This window comes from Bacillus capparidis (assembly GCF_017832095.1).
Taxonomy (GTDB): Bacteria; Bacillota; Bacilli; order Bacillales; family Bacillaceae; genus Bacillus; species Bacillus gobiensis.
Genome location: NZ_JAFDST010000008.1, coordinates 100,249 through 116,975 on the forward strand (window position 1 = coordinate 100,249; position 16,727 = coordinate 116,975).

The 16,727-nt window shown below is 40.5% G+C and carries 20 protein-coding genes and 9 tRNA genes; 27 read left to right on the top strand and 2 right to left on the bottom strand.

Features of this window, described 5'->3' with window-relative positions; genetic code table 11:
- The first annotated feature begins 126 nt into the window (after nucleotides 1–126).
- Both JOC74_RS22050 and JOC74_RS22055 read left to right on the top strand, forming a co-directional pair.
- Nucleotides 127–606: a PH domain-containing protein gene (locus JOC74_RS22050; RefSeq protein WP_053605676.1), complete on the top strand. Its 480-nt coding sequence runs from the start codon at nucleotides 127–129 to the stop codon at nucleotides 604–606.
- Nucleotides 596–2,086, top strand: coding sequence for a PH domain-containing protein (locus JOC74_RS22055; protein WP_053605677.1), 1,491 nt, complete (start codon nucleotides 596–598; stop codon nucleotides 2,084–2,086). The genes JOC74_RS22050 and JOC74_RS22055 overlap by 11 nt, the downstream gene beginning before the upstream one ends.
- Here JOC74_RS22055 and JOC74_RS22060 read toward each other — a convergent pair.
- Entirely contained in the window at nucleotides 2,083–2,685 is a 603-nt protein-coding gene (locus JOC74_RS22060) for a rhomboid family intramembrane serine protease (RefSeq protein ID WP_053605678.1), read from the bottom strand. The two genes, JOC74_RS22055 and JOC74_RS22060, sit on opposite strands and share 4 nt — an antisense overlap.
- Before the next feature lie 94 nt (nucleotides 2,686–2,779).
- Between JOC74_RS22060 and acpS the strand changes: the two genes are divergently transcribed.
- The 14 genes from acpS to JOC74_RS22130 all read left to right on the top strand — a co-directional run bounded on the left by acpS (nucleotide 2,780) and on the right by JOC74_RS22130 (nucleotide 13,889).
- The gene (gene acpS / locus JOC74_RS22065) at nucleotides 2,780–3,136 is read left to right on the top strand and encodes a holo-ACP synthase (RefSeq protein WP_053605679.1); all 357 of its coding nucleotides are present in this window, start codon (nucleotides 2,780–2,782) and stop codon (nucleotides 3,134–3,136) included.
- Nucleotides 3,137–3,319: 183 nt separating this feature from the next.
- Nucleotides 3,320–4,327, top strand: coding sequence for a LolA family protein (locus tag JOC74_RS22070; protein WP_211086326.1), 1,008 nt, complete (start codon nucleotides 3,320–3,322; stop codon nucleotides 4,325–4,327).
- Between the two features lie 153 nt (nucleotides 4,328–4,480).
- A complete protein-coding gene (gene alr / locus JOC74_RS22075; RefSeq protein ID WP_053605681.1) occupies nucleotides 4,481–5,641 on the top strand; it encodes an alanine racemase in 1,161 nt (386 codons plus the stop codon).
- Nucleotides 5,642–5,874: 233 nt separating this feature from the next.
- Complete coding sequence (locus JOC74_RS22080) at nucleotides 5,875–6,156, top strand: CopG family ribbon-helix-helix protein (RefSeq protein WP_053606217.1); 282 nt, start codon at nucleotides 5,875–5,877, stop codon at nucleotides 6,154–6,156.
- A gap of 4 nt (nucleotides 6,157–6,160) precedes the next feature.
- Complete coding sequence (gene ndoA, locus JOC74_RS22085) at nucleotides 6,161–6,511, top strand: type II toxin-antitoxin system endoribonuclease NdoA (protein ID WP_053605682.1); 351 nt, start codon at nucleotides 6,161–6,163, stop codon at nucleotides 6,509–6,511.
- 242 nt (nucleotides 6,512–6,753) lie between these two features.
- Nucleotides 6,754–7,614, top strand: coding sequence for an RsbT co-antagonist protein RsbRA (gene rsbRA / locus JOC74_RS22090; protein WP_053605683.1), 861 nt, complete (start codon nucleotides 6,754–6,756; stop codon nucleotides 7,612–7,614).
- Nucleotides 7,586–7,951, top strand: coding sequence for an RsbT antagonist protein RsbS (locus JOC74_RS22095; protein ID WP_053605684.1), 366 nt, complete (start codon nucleotides 7,586–7,588; stop codon nucleotides 7,949–7,951). The genes rsbRA and JOC74_RS22095 overlap by 29 nt, the downstream gene beginning before the upstream one ends.
- Before the next feature lie 2 nt (nucleotides 7,952–7,953).
- On the top strand, nucleotides 7,954–8,355 hold the full coding sequence (locus tag JOC74_RS22100) for an anti-sigma regulatory factor (protein ID WP_053605685.1): 402 nt from the start codon (nucleotides 7,954–7,956) through the stop codon (nucleotides 8,353–8,355).
- 10 nt (nucleotides 8,356–8,365) lie between these two features.
- A complete protein-coding gene (locus JOC74_RS22105) occupies nucleotides 8,366–9,373 on the top strand; it encodes a phosphoserine phosphatase RsbU (RefSeq protein WP_053605686.1) in 1,008 nt (335 codons plus the stop codon).
- Nucleotides 9,374–9,437: 64 nt separating this feature from the next.
- Complete coding sequence (locus JOC74_RS22110) at nucleotides 9,438–9,770, top strand: anti-sigma factor antagonist (protein WP_053605687.1); 333 nt, start codon at nucleotides 9,438–9,440, stop codon at nucleotides 9,768–9,770.
- Nucleotides 9,767–10,249 (top strand): anti-sigma B factor RsbW, encoded by a 483-nt coding sequence (gene rsbW / locus JOC74_RS22115; RefSeq protein WP_053605688.1) that lies wholly within the window; start codon nucleotides 9,767–9,769, stop codon nucleotides 10,247–10,249. Before JOC74_RS22110 ends, rsbW begins: the two co-directional genes overlap by 4 nt.
- Nucleotides 10,215–11,003, top strand: coding sequence for an RNA polymerase sigma factor SigB (gene sigB / locus JOC74_RS22120; protein ID WP_053605689.1), 789 nt, complete (start codon nucleotides 10,215–10,217; stop codon nucleotides 11,001–11,003). The genes rsbW and sigB overlap by 35 nt, the downstream gene beginning before the upstream one ends.
- On the top strand, nucleotides 11,003–11,602 hold the full coding sequence (locus JOC74_RS22125; RefSeq protein WP_053605690.1) for a PP2C family serine/threonine-protein phosphatase: 600 nt from the start codon (nucleotides 11,003–11,005) through the stop codon (nucleotides 11,600–11,602). The genes sigB and JOC74_RS22125 overlap by 1 nt, the downstream gene beginning before the upstream one ends.
- 124 nt (nucleotides 11,603–11,726) lie before the next feature.
- Nucleotides 11,727–13,889, top strand: coding sequence for a Tex family protein (locus JOC74_RS22130; protein WP_376773429.1), 2,163 nt, complete (start codon nucleotides 11,727–11,729; stop codon nucleotides 13,887–13,889).
- Nucleotides 13,890–13,979: 90 nt separating this feature from the next.
- Here JOC74_RS22130 and cmpA read toward each other — a convergent pair whose 3' ends face one another.
- The gene (cmpA, locus tag JOC74_RS22135) at nucleotides 13,980–14,093 is read right to left on the bottom strand and encodes a cortex morphogenetic protein CmpA (protein WP_098945273.1); all 114 of its coding nucleotides are present in this window, start codon (nucleotides 14,091–14,093) and stop codon (nucleotides 13,980–13,982) included.
- Between the two features lie 97 nt (nucleotides 14,094–14,190).
- On the opposite strand from cmpA, the gene JOC74_RS22140 reads away from it, so the two are divergent.
- The 11 genes from JOC74_RS22140 (at nucleotide 14,191) to JOC74_RS22190 (ending at nucleotide 16,624) form a co-directional block, all read left to right on the top strand.
- Nucleotides 14,191–14,637, top strand: a complete 447-nt coding sequence (locus JOC74_RS22140) for a SprT family protein (RefSeq protein WP_053605692.1) — start codon at nucleotides 14,191–14,193, stop codon at nucleotides 14,635–14,637.
- A 129-nt stretch (nucleotides 14,638–14,766) separates the two neighbouring features.
- Nucleotides 14,767–14,841, top strand: a tRNA-Asn gene (locus JOC74_RS22145).
- Nucleotides 14,842–14,843: 2 nt separating this feature from the next.
- Nucleotides 14,844–14,934 (top strand) — tRNA-Ser (locus JOC74_RS22150).
- Nucleotides 14,935–14,949: 15 nt separating this feature from the next.
- A tRNA-Glu gene (locus tag JOC74_RS22155) sits at nucleotides 14,950–15,021 on the top strand.
- A 9-nt stretch (nucleotides 15,022–15,030) separates the two neighbouring features.
- A tRNA-Gln gene (locus tag JOC74_RS22160) sits at nucleotides 15,031–15,105 on the top strand.
- Between the two features lie 40 nt (nucleotides 15,106–15,145).
- Nucleotides 15,146–15,221: transfer RNA gene (locus JOC74_RS22165), tRNA-Lys, on the top strand.
- 7 nt (nucleotides 15,222–15,228) lie between these two features.
- Nucleotides 15,229–15,309: transfer RNA gene (locus JOC74_RS22170), tRNA-Leu, on the top strand.
- A gap of 19 nt (nucleotides 15,310–15,328) precedes the next feature.
- Nucleotides 15,329–15,412 (top strand) — tRNA-Leu (locus tag JOC74_RS22175).
- A gap of 329 nt (nucleotides 15,413–15,741) precedes the next feature.
- Nucleotides 15,742–16,008, top strand: a complete 267-nt coding sequence (locus JOC74_RS22180) for a hypothetical protein (protein WP_053605693.1) — start codon at nucleotides 15,742–15,744, stop codon at nucleotides 16,006–16,008.
- Between the two features lie 451 nt (nucleotides 16,009–16,459).
- Nucleotides 16,460–16,536 (top strand) — tRNA-Arg (locus JOC74_RS22185).
- A 14-nt stretch (nucleotides 16,537–16,550) separates the two neighbouring features.
- A tRNA-Gly gene (locus JOC74_RS22190) sits at nucleotides 16,551–16,624 on the top strand.
- Nucleotides 16,625–16,727: the final 103 nt, after the last annotated feature.

Sequence of the window (16,727 nt, forward strand, 5' to 3'; positions counted from 1 at the left end):
GTTCGTTTTTTTATCTTGAGCAAGTTTCCTTTCTTCCTGGGAACATATATAATGTTAGGGGAAATTTACATAATGAAACTTTTTTAAATATGGATCGTAAAACTTAAATAGATAAGGGGGATACATTTGAGACAGCCACCAAAAAATCAAATTAATTTAAGAGGTTTAAAGGTTTGGAGACTGCAGGAAATCATAAATTCTATCATTTTTCTCCTAGTTGTTATTGCGTTATTCACGCTTAGTTATTTTTTTAACTGGCCGTACTGGATCGGAGCAATTGCAGCGGTATTATGGTTGATTGTTTCAATAGTAAGTATTTGGATTTATCCGAATGTGAAACACAAATATTGGAGATATGAGGTTCTTGAAAATGAAATAGACATTCAGCATGGCATTTTTGTTAATAAGCGGGTCATCGTTCCCATGGTAAAGGTTCAGCACGTTGATACAACACAAGGTCCGCTGCTCCGAAGATTTAACCTATCTACGGTTGAGATTTCCACTGCGGCAACGAAACACCTGATACCTGCTCTGGACGCGGAGGAAGCTGACCAGCTCAGAGACTTTATTTCACGGCTGGCGAGGGTGACAGAAGATGATGTCTGAACCGAAACGAATGCATCCTGCTGCAATGATACTGAATCTCATCTCAGGAGTTATTAATATTGTCAAGCAAATCGTTATTCCATTCGCCTTTATTTTTTTCGTAAACTCAAACGCGATGATTCAGTTTTTTGCGTTACTGGGTTTAGCTGTGTTACTTATCGTTGTCATCGTTTTTAGTGTGTTGCAGTGGCGGAAATTTACATACAGGATTGAAGAGGATGAATTGCGAATTGAGGAAGGACTGATTCGTAAAAAAAGAAGGTATATCCCGATTGAACGCATCCAATCAGTCAATACCAGCGAAGGAATAATTCAGCAGCTATTTAAGCTCGTCAAGCTTCAAGTGGAAACAGCCGGTGGAGGGAAGGAATCGGAAGTTTCCCTTAAAGCGATTACAAAGCATGAAGCCGAGCGGATCCAAAAGGAGTTATTTGACCGAAAACAAAAAATCAGCAGTGAAGAAATTCAAACAGATGTAAATACGGGGGAGGAATTGGAATCTCCAGTTCAAAATCTGGAAAACGAAGCGGATGTCACTTACAAGATGGGGGCGAAAGAACTATTTATCGCTGCTTCAACTTCGAGCGGGATCGGCGTCATTATTTCAGGTATTGTGGCTTTTGTGACCCAATTTGATGAGATTCTGCCGATTGAACGGATTTATGAGCGCTTTTCGTTTTTAAATAATGCTGGTTTGGAAGTTTATGCGCTGCTTGTTTTTATCGGGCTTATTATTGCATGGATTTTAAGTATGATCGGCGTTCTGCTAAAATACGCTAATTTCACCGTGATTCGCAAGAACAAAGAAATTATCATCAGCAAAGGATTGATTGAAAAAAATCGGGTAACAATCCCGATGCACCGAATTCAAGCGATTAAAATTAAAGAAAACCTGATAAGGCAACCATTAAAATACGCAACAGTGATGATCGTGAGTGCCGGCGGAAGCGAGTCTGAAAAAAATACATCCACGCTGTTATTTCCCGTCATTCCGAAAAAAATGGTGAGGGAATTGCTGCAGCAGTATGTAGAGGGCTACACATATGAAACAGATATAACTCCACTTCCTGCCCGCTCGCTTAGACGTTATTTAATCAGGTACGGTTTTTTCCCGCTCATTGCAGGCATTCTTCTGAGCATTTTTCTTTCTCCGTGGGGGTATTTAGGCCTTCTGTTGATTCCTGTAAGCTTGCTGCTTGGTTATTTCGCATATAAGGATGCCGGGTGGAATCTAACAGGAGATAAGCTGCAAATGACCTATCGGGATATCGGAAAGACGACCGCAATTGTTTTACGGAAAAAAATGCAGATCTATGAAGTAAAACAAACGTACTTCCAAAAGAAAAATAAGCTCGCAACCATCCATACTTCCACAAAGTCCTCAGTAACGGCGGAAAGCTTTTCAATTACTGATACAGAATGGGAAGATGCTCAGGCACTGTTTCAATGGTATTCCTACGAAAAAAGAGTGAACGGCTAAAAGGGCCGTCCACTCTTTTTGCTTAGTACAATCGGTGATAGGGTGAACCCTCCGATTAATCCAAAGATATGGGCCAGAATATTGGTATTCGCTCCGGCAAAGGTCATGATGAGGGAAATGACAATGATGGTGACGATCATTTGGGAGTTTGATCTGCTCATGAGCTCTTTTCGATAAAAATAAATATAAAGATATGTGCCAAATAGACCGAAAATAGCTCCTGAAGCTCCGAGGTGATAATATTCTTCAGATCCGAGAAAATATGTCCCTAAGTTTCCGATGATTCCTGAGCCAAGGTACAAAAAGATAAATCTTATTTTTCCGAGCATCCTTTCTAATCCGGGTGCAAATAAAATAAGCGAAATCGAGTTAAACAGCAGATGGGTAAAACCCTGATGCATGAAGATAGGTGTCACCAGTCTCCACCATTCTCCATTAGCGACTCCAAAATTATAGCCGATCAATTGGCCAATTAACAGCTCTATAGAAGCTAATTCAAACTGAAAAACAAGCCATAGCAGGATTTGTATCGCGGTTAAAGCCGATACTATCGGATAAAGACTGATAAAAGAACGGAAACTTTCATTTCTTACAAACATGAACAAGCCCCTTTTAACGTCATTCTAATATTGTTATAATAACATGTTTATGAAATGTAGAGATAAATAAGTACTTGAAACAGAGGTGTACGGAATGATCATCGGGATTGGCATCGACTTGATTGAGCTTCGCAGAATTAATGACCTGATTAAGCGTCAGGAAAAATTTGCTGATCGAGTGCTTGCAGAGGAAGAGTTAAATATTTATAAGAACTTGAGCAATAAAAAGAAACCGGAATATCTCGCAGGAAGGTTTGCTGCAAAGGAGGCTTTTTCTAAGGCGCTAGGTACCGGAATTGGAGCGCATTTAAGCTTTCAGGATATTGTGACGGAAACCGATGATCGCGGGAAACCGACGCTTTTTTGCCAGAAGACAAAGGATAAGAAAATCCACCTTTCTATCACTCACACGAGGGAGTATGCAGCTGCACAAGTAATAATAGAAGAATAACAAGCTACGAAGATTTTTCAGGTTGTCAGGCTAGTCTGCATATTGCGTTCGCCCTCCTCATATATTGGAATGTGGACGAAGGGAGACAAGTTGCATTTACCTTGGCAAAGAACGCATCATGCGGCAAGCCAAGCGGGCGATTTCTTCCTTTTACAATCAATAGTGAAGAGGAGTTGGAAAAGGGTGAGAAAAAGCTTTGTTTTGCTTTTTATAGGACTGCTTGGTGTCATTCTTCTTTCTGCATGCGGTCAAAAGTCTCAGGATGAAGTAGTAAACGGCCTGGAAAAAAAGGTAAAAGAATATACTTCGTATAAAGCAACTGCGAAAATGGTAATTGAAACAGGAGAAGAGCCTCAGGAATACAAGGTAGAAATTTGGCATAAGAAGCCAGATTACTACAGAGTCTATTTAGAAAATTCTAAAAAAGATCAGCATCAGGTCATCCTTCGGAATGGCAACGGGGTGTTTGTCCTCACTCCGTCTCTCAATAAAAGCTTTCGTTTCCAAAGTGATTGGCCAACGAACAGCAGCCAGGTTTACTTGTTTGATTCCCTTGTAAACGACATTAAAAAAGACACAGAGGCAGAGTTTAGCACGAACGAAGAAAATTATGTGTTTGAAACGAAAACGAATTATCAGCATAATCAATCGCTGCCTGTTCAAGAAATCGTTTTAAATAAAAAAAATCTTGCTCCAAAATCAGTAAAAGTCATGGACACGGACCGTAAAGAGATGGTTAAAGTTGATTTTGAAAAGTTTGCCTTCGACGAACCGCTTGAAAAGGAATCGTTTGATGAGAAGAAAAATATGACTCTTTCCCATATGGATATAGCTACGAGTGCAGAAGCCTCTGATGATTTTGCTGTTGCCGCTCCGGTGTATTTGCCTGAAGGAACGGAAAAGCTGGAAGAAAAAGAAATATCAACGGCAGATGGAAAACGGATCATTACGACATATGGCGGAAAGCATTCATTTACGTTAATACAAGAAAAAGCACGTGTCGCGCAAGCCGCGGCATCTGTTACAGCAAGCGGAAACCCGGTTGATCTCGGGTTTGCGATCGGCGCCTTAACAGACAATTCAGTTTCTTGGACGTATGACGGAGTGGAGTATTTGCTTGCGTCTGATAATATCGAGCAGGAAGAGCTTGTTCAAATAGCGAAGAGCGTGTATGGACAGTCTACAAAATAGCAGGCGGAGCTTTCGCCTGTTTTTTTAGTTCTGAATTGGACGAGTCAGGATATAGTAGCATTGTTCGTCGTAACCACCACTGAATCAAGGTTCACTTTATCCTTTCTTTCTAGTATGATTGGATTAGAAATTCACGTACTAGGAAGTGTCAGCATGATTGGAAACAGTTTTTACAGAGATACATGGGCGGAAATAGACCTTTCAGCCATAGAAGAAAATATTTTAAGTATGAAGCATCACATTGGCAGCTCAGTTGATCTCATTGCTGTAGTGAAAGCAAATGCATATGGGCACGGAGACGCCCAAGTGGCAAATACGGCTCTATCGGCGGGAGCAGCGATGCTTGCCGTTGCATTTTTGGATGAGGCATTAGCCCTTAGAAACCAGGGGATTACAGCTCCTATCTTGATTTTGGGTGCTGTACCACCTGAAGCTGTCAAGACTTGTGCTGACCAGAAGCTTACTGTGACTGCCTACTCGAACGAATGGCTTAATGCGGCTGTTCCTTACTTGGAGGGAGCAACGCTTTTGTTCCATATGAAAATTGACTCAGGCATGGGCAGAATCGGTTTGAAAACAGAAAATGAAGTGTTGGAAATGACCCGTTTGGCAAATTCCCATGAAAACCTGCATTTAAAAGGCGTGTATACGCACTTTGCTACTGCGGACGAATTAGACACTGCCTATTTTCAAAAGCAGCTTACCTGCTTCAAAACGCTTATCCGTTCTCTGCCTCTGGATGACATTTTGGTACACTCCTCAAACAGTGCGGCAGGATTGCGGCATAAAGACTCATTGTTTAACGCTGTCCGTTTTGGCATAAGTATGTATGGTCTGTCTCCTTCTGAGGAAATGAAAAGCCTGCTTCCTTTTCCATTGCGGCAAGCTTTTACGCTTCACACAAAGCTTGTGCACGTTAAAAAAATTGCAAAAGGAGAAAGTGTCAGCTACGGTGCAACCTACACAGCGAAACAAGATGAATGGCTCGGAACTATGCCGATCGGCTATGCTGACGGGTGGCTCCGAAAGCTATCAGGAAGCGAGGTGCTCATAGACGGCATACGGCAAAAAACGGCGGGAAGAATCTGCATGGATCAAATGATGGTGACTTTGCCTGAAGCTCTTCCTGTTGGAACGAAGGTGACATTGATCGGGACACAAGGAGATGAAATGATCACGATTGATGAAATTGCTTCGCGGCTTGATACGATTAATTATGAAATACCTTGTACAATTACTTCACGCGTTCCTCGTATGTTTTTGAAAAATGGGAGTATAATGGAGATAAGGAATTCTTTATTATCGGACGTTTGATAAAGCGAACCTTCAATCTAAGAGTTACCTGGCGCACGTTTTTTAGCCTTCGTTCATCCGTGCGAGAGACTGCTTGAGGAAGTCTTGCAGTGTGTTAATGCGGGAGAAAAAATTTGTCGTGTTCCACGGATTATTTTGAAAACAGCTTTGCACGACTTAGGAATAATGATATGATTATGATTGGAATTGGATATAGCGTTTGTATCCGGAAGTTTTGTGGAGGTGTATGGTTTTTGTCTGAATCCAGCGCAACAACTGAAATTATGGTTCGTTTACCAGAAGCATTGTTATCAGAATTGGATGGTGTCGTCATGCAGGATAACGGAAGCAGAAATGAATTAATTTATCAAGCAACTAAAATGTACCTACGTGAACGCAAAAAACGACAAATTCGTGAATCTATGAGACGCGGCTATATGGAGATGGCGAAAATCAACTTGAACATCGCTTCTGAAGCATTTCTCGCGGAGTATGAGGCTGAAAACACCGTTGAGCGCTTAGTAAGCGGAGGATAAACATTTGATTGTCAAACGCGGTGATGTTTATTTTGCTGATTTATCTCCTGTTGTTGGCTCAGAACAGGGTGGTGTTCGCCCGGTTTTAGTGATTCAGAATGATATAGGAAATCGCTTTAGCCCGACCGCTATTGTTGCAGCCATAACAGCTCAAATTCAAAAAGCGAAATTGCCTACCCACGTCGAAATTGATGCGAAACGTTACGGTTTTGAAAGGGATTCCGTCATATTGCTTGAACAGATCCGAACGATTGACAAACAAAGGCTGACAGATAAAATCACACATCTTGATGATGAAATGATGGATAAGGTTGATGAGGCCTTGCAAGTCAGTTTAGCTCTTATCGATTTTTAATAGGTCACATATCAAGGTTGCTCACACTACAGGGCAACTTTTTTTGTTTTAAATATAAAATAACGTTATAATAAAAGGCAGAGAACCTTTAACGGGGAAGCACCGGCTAAAATTAAGCAATCTTTGCAGGCAATAGATGCTGCCTGAAAAAATATGGTTGGTTCGTCGTTCAACATCGGGAAACTAGGCGATCATCCACAGATTGCAGATGCACTTTATACATATATAGGGAGGAACGATGCATGTCTACACAGCAAGTCTTTGAATTTATCTCTGACAACCGGCAAGATCTCATTGAAAAATGGACAAGTATCTTATCACAACTTGGAGAAAATGACTCTTTAAAAGCTGTAAATGAGCAAATGTTTCGCACAATTTGTGAAGAATATATGGCAATTATTTTAACTTCTCCGGAAACTAATGATGAATATACAGATAAGAAAATCTTTGAATTTGCAGTGAAAATTGTCCAACTGGGTCTTTCATTAAAACTAATTGCGCAGGCGTTGGCTGATTTTTGGAAGTATCTCTATCGGTTAATGGATGAGAAAAGCACATCAGATAAGCAAAGCCTAAAGCTGGTTTGGGAAATCGAAGAAAATATTACTCCGATTAATAATGAAATACTCAATCAATATTCAATCTCATGGGAAAAGACGGTCTCTCTTCAAAAAGAAGCACTTCAGGAATTATCTGCGCCGCTTATTCCGGTTTTTGAGCATGTTACTGTCATGCCTTTGGTCGGTACAATTGATACGGAGCGGGCGAAAAGAATTATGGAAAATCTTCTGCACGGGGTTGTGAAGCACCGCTCAGAGGTCGTACTTATCGACATTACCGGCGTCCCGGTTGTTGATACGATGGTAGCCCATCATATAATCCAAGCTTCAGAAGCTGTAAGATTGGTAGGAGCAAGATGCCTTCTTGTCGGAATACGGCCTGAAATTGCCCAAACGATTGTCACCCTCGGGATTGATTTATCACAGGTTATTACTAAAAATACCCTTCAAAAAGGAATTCAAACCGCATTAGAGATGACAAATCGAAAAATAGTACCATTGGGGGAATTAGTCAATGAGACTTCCGAAAATTCCTATACTTAAACTTTATAACTGTTTATTGGTATCGATCCAATGGGAGCTTGACGATCAAACCGCCTTGCATTTTCAAGAGGATTTGTTAAATAAGATCCATGAAACTGGTGCAAATGGCGTAGTGATTGATTTAACGTCTGTTGATATGATTGATTCCTTCATTGCAAAGGTGCTCGGAGACGTTATTACAATGTCGAAACTAATGGGAGCCAAGGTTGTCCTGACAGGGATTCAGCCTGCTGTGGCGATTACTCTAATCGAGCTCGGTATAGAACTGGACGAAATTGATACCGGGCTGGATCTTGAACAAGGGCTTGAGACATTGAAGCGGGAATTGGGGGAATAGGTATGAAAAACCAACCCTGTGTGAAAATAATGACTGAGTGGGATATAGTTGCTGCAAGGCAGCTGGGGAGGAAGGTTGCGAAGGAGCTGGGATTTGGCACGGTAGATCAGGCGAGAATCACAACTGCTATTTCTGAGTTGGCAAGAAACATTTATTTATACGCGGGAAAAGGTCAAATTTGTATAGAAGAACTTCACGATATAGGAAAACGCGGCTTAAAGCTGATCGCTTCGGATGATGGACCCGGGATATCTGATATAAAAAAAGTAATGGAAGACGGTTATTCTACATCAGGAGGTCTTGGAGCGGGTCTCCCAGGTGTCAAACGACTGATGGATGAATTTCAGCTTCATTCCAATCCGGGGAAAGGAACTGATATCCACGCAGTGAAGTGGCTTAGGTAGGAGGTAGTTTATGGAATTCGGGGAAGTGATTGAGCAAAGATACAGACAACTGCTCACAAAGTATATCTCGGACTTAACTGAAACATCGCTGTATCAAGGACAAAAATTCAGCAGGAAAACTTTGGAAAATCAAATTCCTCCAGAAGAAATCGTTAGTATTCACCGTAAAGTAATTCAGGAGCTGTACCCTGATCTTCCGAAAGATGTTTTCCACTCTTTAGATTTTTTAATCGAAGTGATGATTGGCTACGGAATGGCGTATCAGGAGCATCAGACGTTACGGGGGATTCAGCAGGAGCTTAAGTCTGAGATTGAGATAGCGGCAAATGTGCAGCACACTCTTCTTGAAACGCAGGTACCGGTTGCTGAAGGAATTGATATTGGGGCCATAAGCATCCCTGCAAAACAAATGAACGGTGATTATTATCATTTTGTCCGGGATAAAGACAGCATTAGTATTGCGATTGCGGATGTAATCGGAAAAGGGATACCGGCAGCATTGTGCATGTCAATGATAAAATATGCGATGGACTCACTGCCTGAATTACGTCTTCATCCTTCTAAGGTATTGACAAATCTAAACAGAGTTGTCGAACAAAATGTCGATCCAAGCATGTTTATTACGATGTGTTATGGCAGTTACGATATCAACAATCATCAATTTACATTTGCCTCCGCCGGACATGAGCCGGGTTTTTATTATTCGAATAAAGAAGCGGCCTTTTACGATTTAACTGCAAAAGGCCTAGTCCTTGGAATAAAACATGAAGTAGAGTACGAGCAGTGTTGCACAACGCTTGAAGAAGGCGATATGATTGTATTGTTTTCTGATGGAGTGACAGAATCCAGATCTGAGGAAGGTTTTGTAAGCAGAGAAGATATACAAAACTTACTGATTGAGCACATGTCAAAACCGGCTCAGGATATGGTGAATGATATTTATAACAGCTTGTTGCAGCTTCAGGATTTTCAACTGCACGATGATTTTACTTTAATTGTGATTAGGCGAAAGGTTTAGTCTTCGCCAGATTGGGGTATCTGATTAATGCATAGATACTTTAGTCATAAATAGAGGTGATAATATGAATTTACTAGTTGAAGTAACGAAATCTGAGTTAAATCATAAGCAAATAGATGTTTCAGGCGAAATTGATGTTCATACGGCGCCTGTATTAAGAGAGAAACTAATGGCTCATGCCGCTCCGGAAAGCCATTTGGAAATAAATTTAGAAAATGTTTCATATATGGACAGTACGGGCTTGGGCGTATTTGTTGGATTATATAAAACGCTTCGTGCGGAAAACGGGGCTTTGAAATTATACAATTTGTCCGATCGGTTGGTCAGGTTGTTTGAGATTACAGGGTTAAAAGATATTATTGATATTTCTGCAAAAACAGAAGGTGGGGTACAATGAATACGTCTGTAGATTATATTGAAATGAAAATTCCGGCAAAGCCTGAGTATGTTGGCATTGTACGCCTTACTTTATCCGGAATCTCCAGCAAAATGGGCTACAGCTATGATGATATTGAAGATTTAAAGATTGCTGTGAGCGAGGCATGTACGAATGCGGTTCAGCATGCTTATAAATCATCTTCAGCAGGAGATGTATCGATTCGTTTCGGTGTATACGAAGATCGTTTAGAAGTCATTGTATCTGATCAGGGATCAAGTTTTGACATAAATCAAAAGAAACAGGATTTGGGCCCTTATACTCCGTCCCAATCGGTTGATCAATTGGCAGAAGGAGGACTCGGACTATATTTAATGGATACGCTGATGGATGAAGTAAACGTCCAAATAGAGTCCGGCGTAACTGTTGCAATGACAAAGTTTCTAAACAGGGAGCGGGTTGAGCATGACACAACCGTCGAAAACTACGAAGCTAAATAAAGATGAAGTCGATCAGCTCATAAAAACGTATCAAGAAACTCAAGACGAAGAGGCTCAGCTTACACTGGTTACAGCGTATACAAATCTTGTGGAAATGCTGGCGAAAAAATATTCCAAGGGCAAAAGCTTTCATGAGGATCTGTGCCAGGTAGGAATGATCGGATTGCTCGGGGCAATGAAGCGGTATGACCCCATCGTTGGAAAATCATTTGAGGCATTTGCCATACCAACCATCATTGGCGAAATTAAACGGTTTCTCAGGGATAAAACGTGGAGCGTGCATGTCCCGAGAAGAATTAAAGAACTGGGTCCTAGAATTAAAAAGGCTGTCGACCAACTGACAATTGACTCTCAAAAATCACCAACTGTTGAAGAAATTGCTGATTTTTTAGATGTAACTGAAGAGGAAGTTCTTGAAACGATGGAAATGGGGAAAAGCTATCAAGCCCTTTCCGTAGATCACAGCATTGAAGCGGATTCAGATGGCAGTACTGTTACCATTTTGGATGTTGTTGGTTCTAAAGAGTCCGGCTATGAACAGGTGAACCAAAGAATGATGCTAGAAAGCGTTTTGTATGTTTTATCCGACCGAGAAAAACAAATTATTGATTTAACATATATTCAAAATAAAAGCCAAAAAGAAACAGGAGATATCTTGGGAATTTCGCAAATGCACGTTTCAAGATTACAGCGGAAAGCTGTTAAAAAATTAAGAGAGGCGTTAACTGCTGATCCGAGTATGGAGATTTCGTAATGATTGAATTTGAATCAAATGAATATATGCGAGCTATTATTTTTCAATTAAATAAGGATGGGAACAGTTGCTGTGGTGACAGCTATTTCATCAGTGCAGATGACGAGGGTTTAATTTGCGCTGTGGCTGATGGTTTAGGAAGTGGTAAAGCTGCAAATGAATCCTCGTCAATCATTAGTGAGATAGTTGAAAAATACAGCAATGAAGAGGTAGCTGAAATCATTGAGCGCTGCAATGTGGCCTTACGCAGCAAAAGAGGTGCAACCGTTTCGGTTCTTAAGTTTCGATTTGTAGAAAAAGATTTCACGTATTGTTCAGTAGGAAATGTGCGATTTATTCTTTATTCTCCATCAGGTAAGTGTGTGTATCCACTGCCAGTAGGCGGGTACTTGTCGGGGAAGCCTCGAAAATACAAGACACAAACTTATGAATACGAACCCGGATCAAAATTTATAATATACACTGACGGGCTGGAAGTTCCAACGATTCGATCCTATCTAAAAAGCGACTATTCCATAGAACATCTATCGAAGCAGCTTGATATTTACACCCGTAAAAGAAACGATGATCTGACTTATATTCTTGGACAGCTTTTGTAATTAAGGCTGTTTTTTTTATTGGAAAAGTAAAGATTAGTAAACACGTATAACCTCCTGACTGGCATGAAAGTCCACTTAATATGATAAAATGAAGGATATCATGCAAATTGGAGGACGTTTACTAGTGAGTGATACGACTGTAGTCATTAAGCAAATTTCAGAGGAGATGAAAATTCCCACAAAAAACGTTAAGCATGTCATTGACCTGCTCGAAGACGGGAATACCGTCCCTTTTATCGCCAGATATCGTAAGGAACAAACAGGATCACTGGATGAATTGCAAATCCGGACGATATCAGAAAGATGGACATATATCCAAAATGTAAATCAAAGAAAAGAAGAAGTGATTCGCTTAATTTCCGAGCAGGATAAATTAACAGACGACCTTAAGAAAAAAATAGAGTCTGCTTCCAAGCTTCAAGAAATAGAGGACTTATACCGCCCTTATAAGCAAAAAAGAAAAACGAAAGCGACTGTGGCGAAAAGCAGAGGGCTGGAGCCGTTAGCGGATTACCTTTTTTCCCTTCCTTCATCAGGAAATTTACAGGAGGAAGCAAGTAAATACATACAGGAAGATAAGGAAATACATTCCATTGAAGATGCGTTGCAGGGAGCTAAGGACATTTTAGCTGAAAGAATTTCTGATGAACCTGAATATAGAAAGTGGATACGAAGAGAAACATTTCGCAGAGGCGCTTTAACCTCTGTCGGAAAGAAAATAGAAGAAGATGAAAAAAATGTGTACGAAATGTACTATGACTATTCAGAGCCGTTGCAGAAAATCGTCCCTCACCGCGTGCTTGCTGTAAACCGTGGAGAGAAGGAAGGCATATTAAGGGTTTCAATTGAGCCTAACATAGAAGAAATCCTGGTGTATCTAGAAAAACAAGTGATCGGCAGTAAGCAAACGATTGTGCGAGATATTCTGCTTGAGACATTGGAAGACGCGTATAAACGCCTGATACAGCCGGCCATCGAAAGAGAAATAAGAAAAGAACTCACCGAGACAGCAGAGGACCAAGCGATTCATATTTTCTCGGAAAACTTGAGAAAGCTACTATTGCAGCCCCCTATGAAAGGGAAAGTTGTATTAGGAGTTGACCCTGCGTTTCGTACAGGATGTAAGCTTTCTGTCGTAGATGAGACAGGTAAAGTTCTCTTAATTGATGTGATCTACCCTCATCCGCCGGTCAACAAAAAAGAACAAGCATTGGAAAAGGTAAAAAAAATACTTGAACAGTTTCAAGTTGAAGTAGTCGCAATCGGAAACGGGACGGCCTCCAGAGAATCAGAGGAGTTTGTTGTTCAAGCCTTAAGAGAATCGAACCGGAGTATTTACTACCTCATCGTAAATGAAGCGGGAGCAAGTGTTTATTCAGCATCCGACTTAGCCCGAGAAGAATTTCCTGATTTACAGGTAGAAGAAAGAAGTGCTGTGTCGATTGCCAGAAGACTTCAGGATCCGTTAGCTGAGCTGGTCAAGATTGATCCGAAGTCAGTCGGAGTTGGTCAATACCAGCATGACGTAAGCCAAAAGAAACTGCAGGAATCACTTGGTTTTATCGTCGAGACTGTCGTTAACCAGGTGGGAGTAAATGTAAATACAGCTTCTTCTGCACTTTTGCAATACGTGGCGGGTCTTTCAAAGTCCGTTGCAGCTAACGTTGTGAAAAAAAGAGAGGAACTCGGTAAATTTACGAGCCGTAAAGAACTAAAGGATATTCCAAGACTAGGCGCAAAAACTTATGAGCAATGTATTGGTTTTCTTAGAGTAGTGGATGGATCAGAGCCTTTGGACAGAACAGGAATACATCCAGAAAACTATAAAGAAGTAAAGGAGCTCCTTGCATCCCTGGAAATAAGTGCATCGGGGCTTGGCACTGATGAACTGAAAGACAAGCTGAAAACACTGCAAATTGAAGAAACGGCAGAAAAACTAGGTATAGGAAGTATTACGCTTCGGGATATCATTGAGCAGCTTCATCGGCCTGAACGTGATCCGCGTGATGAAATTGCCAAGCCGCTTTTAAAGACAGATGTATTGAAGCTCGAGGATTTAGAACAGGGAATGGAGCTTCAAGGAACGGTTAGAAATGTCGTTGATTTTGGTGCTTTCGTCGATATAGGTGTGAAACAAGACGGGCTTGTGCACATTTCAAAGCTCAGCAATAATTTTGTCAAACACCCGCTCGATGTTGTGTCAGTAGGTGATATCGTTGAGGTATGGGTCGAACAGGTCGATGCCGTAAAGGGAAGAGTATCCTTAACTATGGTTAAAGGAAAATAGCAAGACAGAGGGCTTTCACTCCGTAAGCCCTTTGTTTCCAAGTAATGATTTATAACAAAGGTTAGGAAGTTTAGAGGTATAATCATTGGTCTAAGAGCAATATTTTTTTCTGTAAAAATACCAGCATTGGTTTAAAAGTTTGATTTGATGCTGGTCTTTTTCATAAAAAGCTTTTTGCATTTGATTTCTAAGCCAGATTGGCATGTTATCTGCCCTCCTCAGCATGTGAAAAACATTTATTCTTAGTGTATGCGGATGAATTATTGTCCTGTTCGTATTTTTAAACAGAGGTGTTCGAATAATGAATGATAAACAGTTGCAGCAACTTGTTGAGGAGATTTCCAACTCCTTTTTTCATAAACCTTTTTGCCATCAAGCGGTATTTAATCCCCGGCTGAGAAGCACGGGCGGAAGATATCTACTTCAATCCCATAATATTGAGTTAAACCGGGTATATTATGAGGAGCATGGGCTTACTGAGCTTGAAGGAATAATTAAACATGAGCTTTGCCACTATCATTTGCACCTTGAAGGAAAGGGTTATAAGCATAGGGACAGGGATTTTAAAAGCTTGCTTAAAGAGGTTGGAGCCCCCAGACATTGTACTCCTTTAATATTGAAGGAAAATAAAGCTTATAAATATGTTTATACCTGTACTAGCTGCACTCAAGTTTTTAAAAGAAAAAGGTCAATGAATATCAGCAGGTATGTTTGCGGAAAATGCGGCGGGAAAATTAAAGAAATTTAATAAAGTAGGTTGACTCTATATTGGCATCCATGTTAAATTATAAAAGCTTCGTTAAACAAGGAATTAATTTTTTAATTATTTCTTGACTCGAATTGTGACGATATATATAATGAAGAAAGTCTGATTCATTCCACAGTAGCTCAGTGGTAGAGCTATCGGCTGTTAACCGATCGGTCGTAGGTTCGAATCCTACCTGTGGAGCCAATGGAGAAGTACTCAAGTGGCTGAAGAGGCGCCCCTGCTAAGGGTGTAGGTCGCGTAAGCGGCGCGAGGGTTCAAATCCCTCCTTCTCCGCCATTGTTTTTATACTGCGGCCCGTTGGTCAAGCGGTTAAGACACCGCCCTTTCACGGCGGTAACACGGGTTCGAATCCCGTACGGGTCATTGTGACATTGGGCTATAGCCAAGCGGTAAGGCAACGGACTTTGACTCCGTCATTCGTTGGTTCGAATCCAGCTAGCCCAGCCATTTTTTTAATACTAAAGAAAATATAATGTTTGCAAAACAAGAGCCATTAGCTCAGTCGGTAGAGCATCTGACTTTTAATCAGAGGGTCGAAGGTTCGAGTCCTTCATGGCTCACCAATGTTATGCGGGTGTGGCGGAATTGGCAGACGCGCTAGACTTAGGATCTAGTGTCTTTGACGTGGGGGTTCGAGTCCCTTCACCCGCACTTAACACTATTAAAATATGCGGTCGTGGCGGAATGGCAGACGCGCTAGGTTGAGGGCCTAGTGGGGGTTGACCCCGTGGAGGTTCGAGTCCTCTCGACCGCATCAATGATACCAAGGATTGTAGAATCCTTGGTATTTTTTTATGTTTAAAATTAATGATGATTTGTGACCGAAATTGCCCACTTAAAGTAAGTCGTCTGCGATTTTCTTTTTGTTTGTTTGGATATAAGTGTCCGTATACGTCAATTGTTGTCTTTACTTCGAAAGACTTTACGTTCTTCATATAATCCGTAAAAAAGAGGTAAGTTAATATAATTTCATCAAATGATAATACTATATTAAGTACCGTAAATATTTTTAAGCTTGAGAGAAAGTTAATTTATGATTTTCCTGGTGTTTTTGTTGGTAATGCTGTTTATAAGGATTAAAGTATGGTAACAGATTTCTACATGCAGTTTGCTTATGGAAGTAATCTTTCTATAGATGAAGCTGTTCTTTTGGAAAGAGATTTAATTGCTCAATTAAAACCATGTTGTAATATCTCTAAAGGTGGAGATAGAACTAATGGTGAAAAAATTTCTAAAGCTTTAACTGGAAAGTCTCATACATCTGAACATAAAAGAAAAAGTATCAGAAGCAATAAAAAGATTTCTCTCAGAAAAAGTACGAAATGGAAAAAAGGTATTCGTCTTAGATAATAGTATGAACGTAATAAAATCATTTGATGCAAAGTACCAAGTTGGTGAGTGGCTTCATGCTACTTATAGATACGGAAAACATGCCAGGTCATTAAATGAGGCGACAAAAAACATTTCATAAAAGTTGTTGACACCTTCTGAAAGAGATGGTATATTAATATGCGTCGCTGAAAAACAAAGCACTTCAAACAAAACATGAAAACATTTTTAAAGTGTTGTTTATACTTGTTTTTTTAAAAAAAGAAAGTGCGCATTTTTTGCCCGAAACTGTTGCAAAAATATGTGAATCAGTGTAAAGTGTATCAAGCAATGACGTATGACATCACGTTGTACAATAGAACGGGGGTTGACCCCGTGGAGGTTCGAGTCCCTCTCGAATGCACCAAAAAAAATTAAAAAAAGTGTTGACTATGAAACTAGAATGTTATACAATATCTAAGTCGCCTGATAAGCGCCCGTAGCTCAATTGGATAGAGCGTTTGACTACGGATCAAAAGGTTAGGGGTTCGACTCCTCTCGGGCGCGCCAATTAATAATAATATGCGGGTGTAGTTTAGTGGTAAAACCTCAGCCTTCCAAGCTGATGTCGTGAGTTCGATTCTCATCACCCGCTCCATTTAATAGTAATGATCTTTGAAAACTAAACAAGACAAACGTACCTGTTAATTCTAGATTTTGTTTTAAAAAATCGCATAGGCGACTATGCGTAGTCAGTCAAA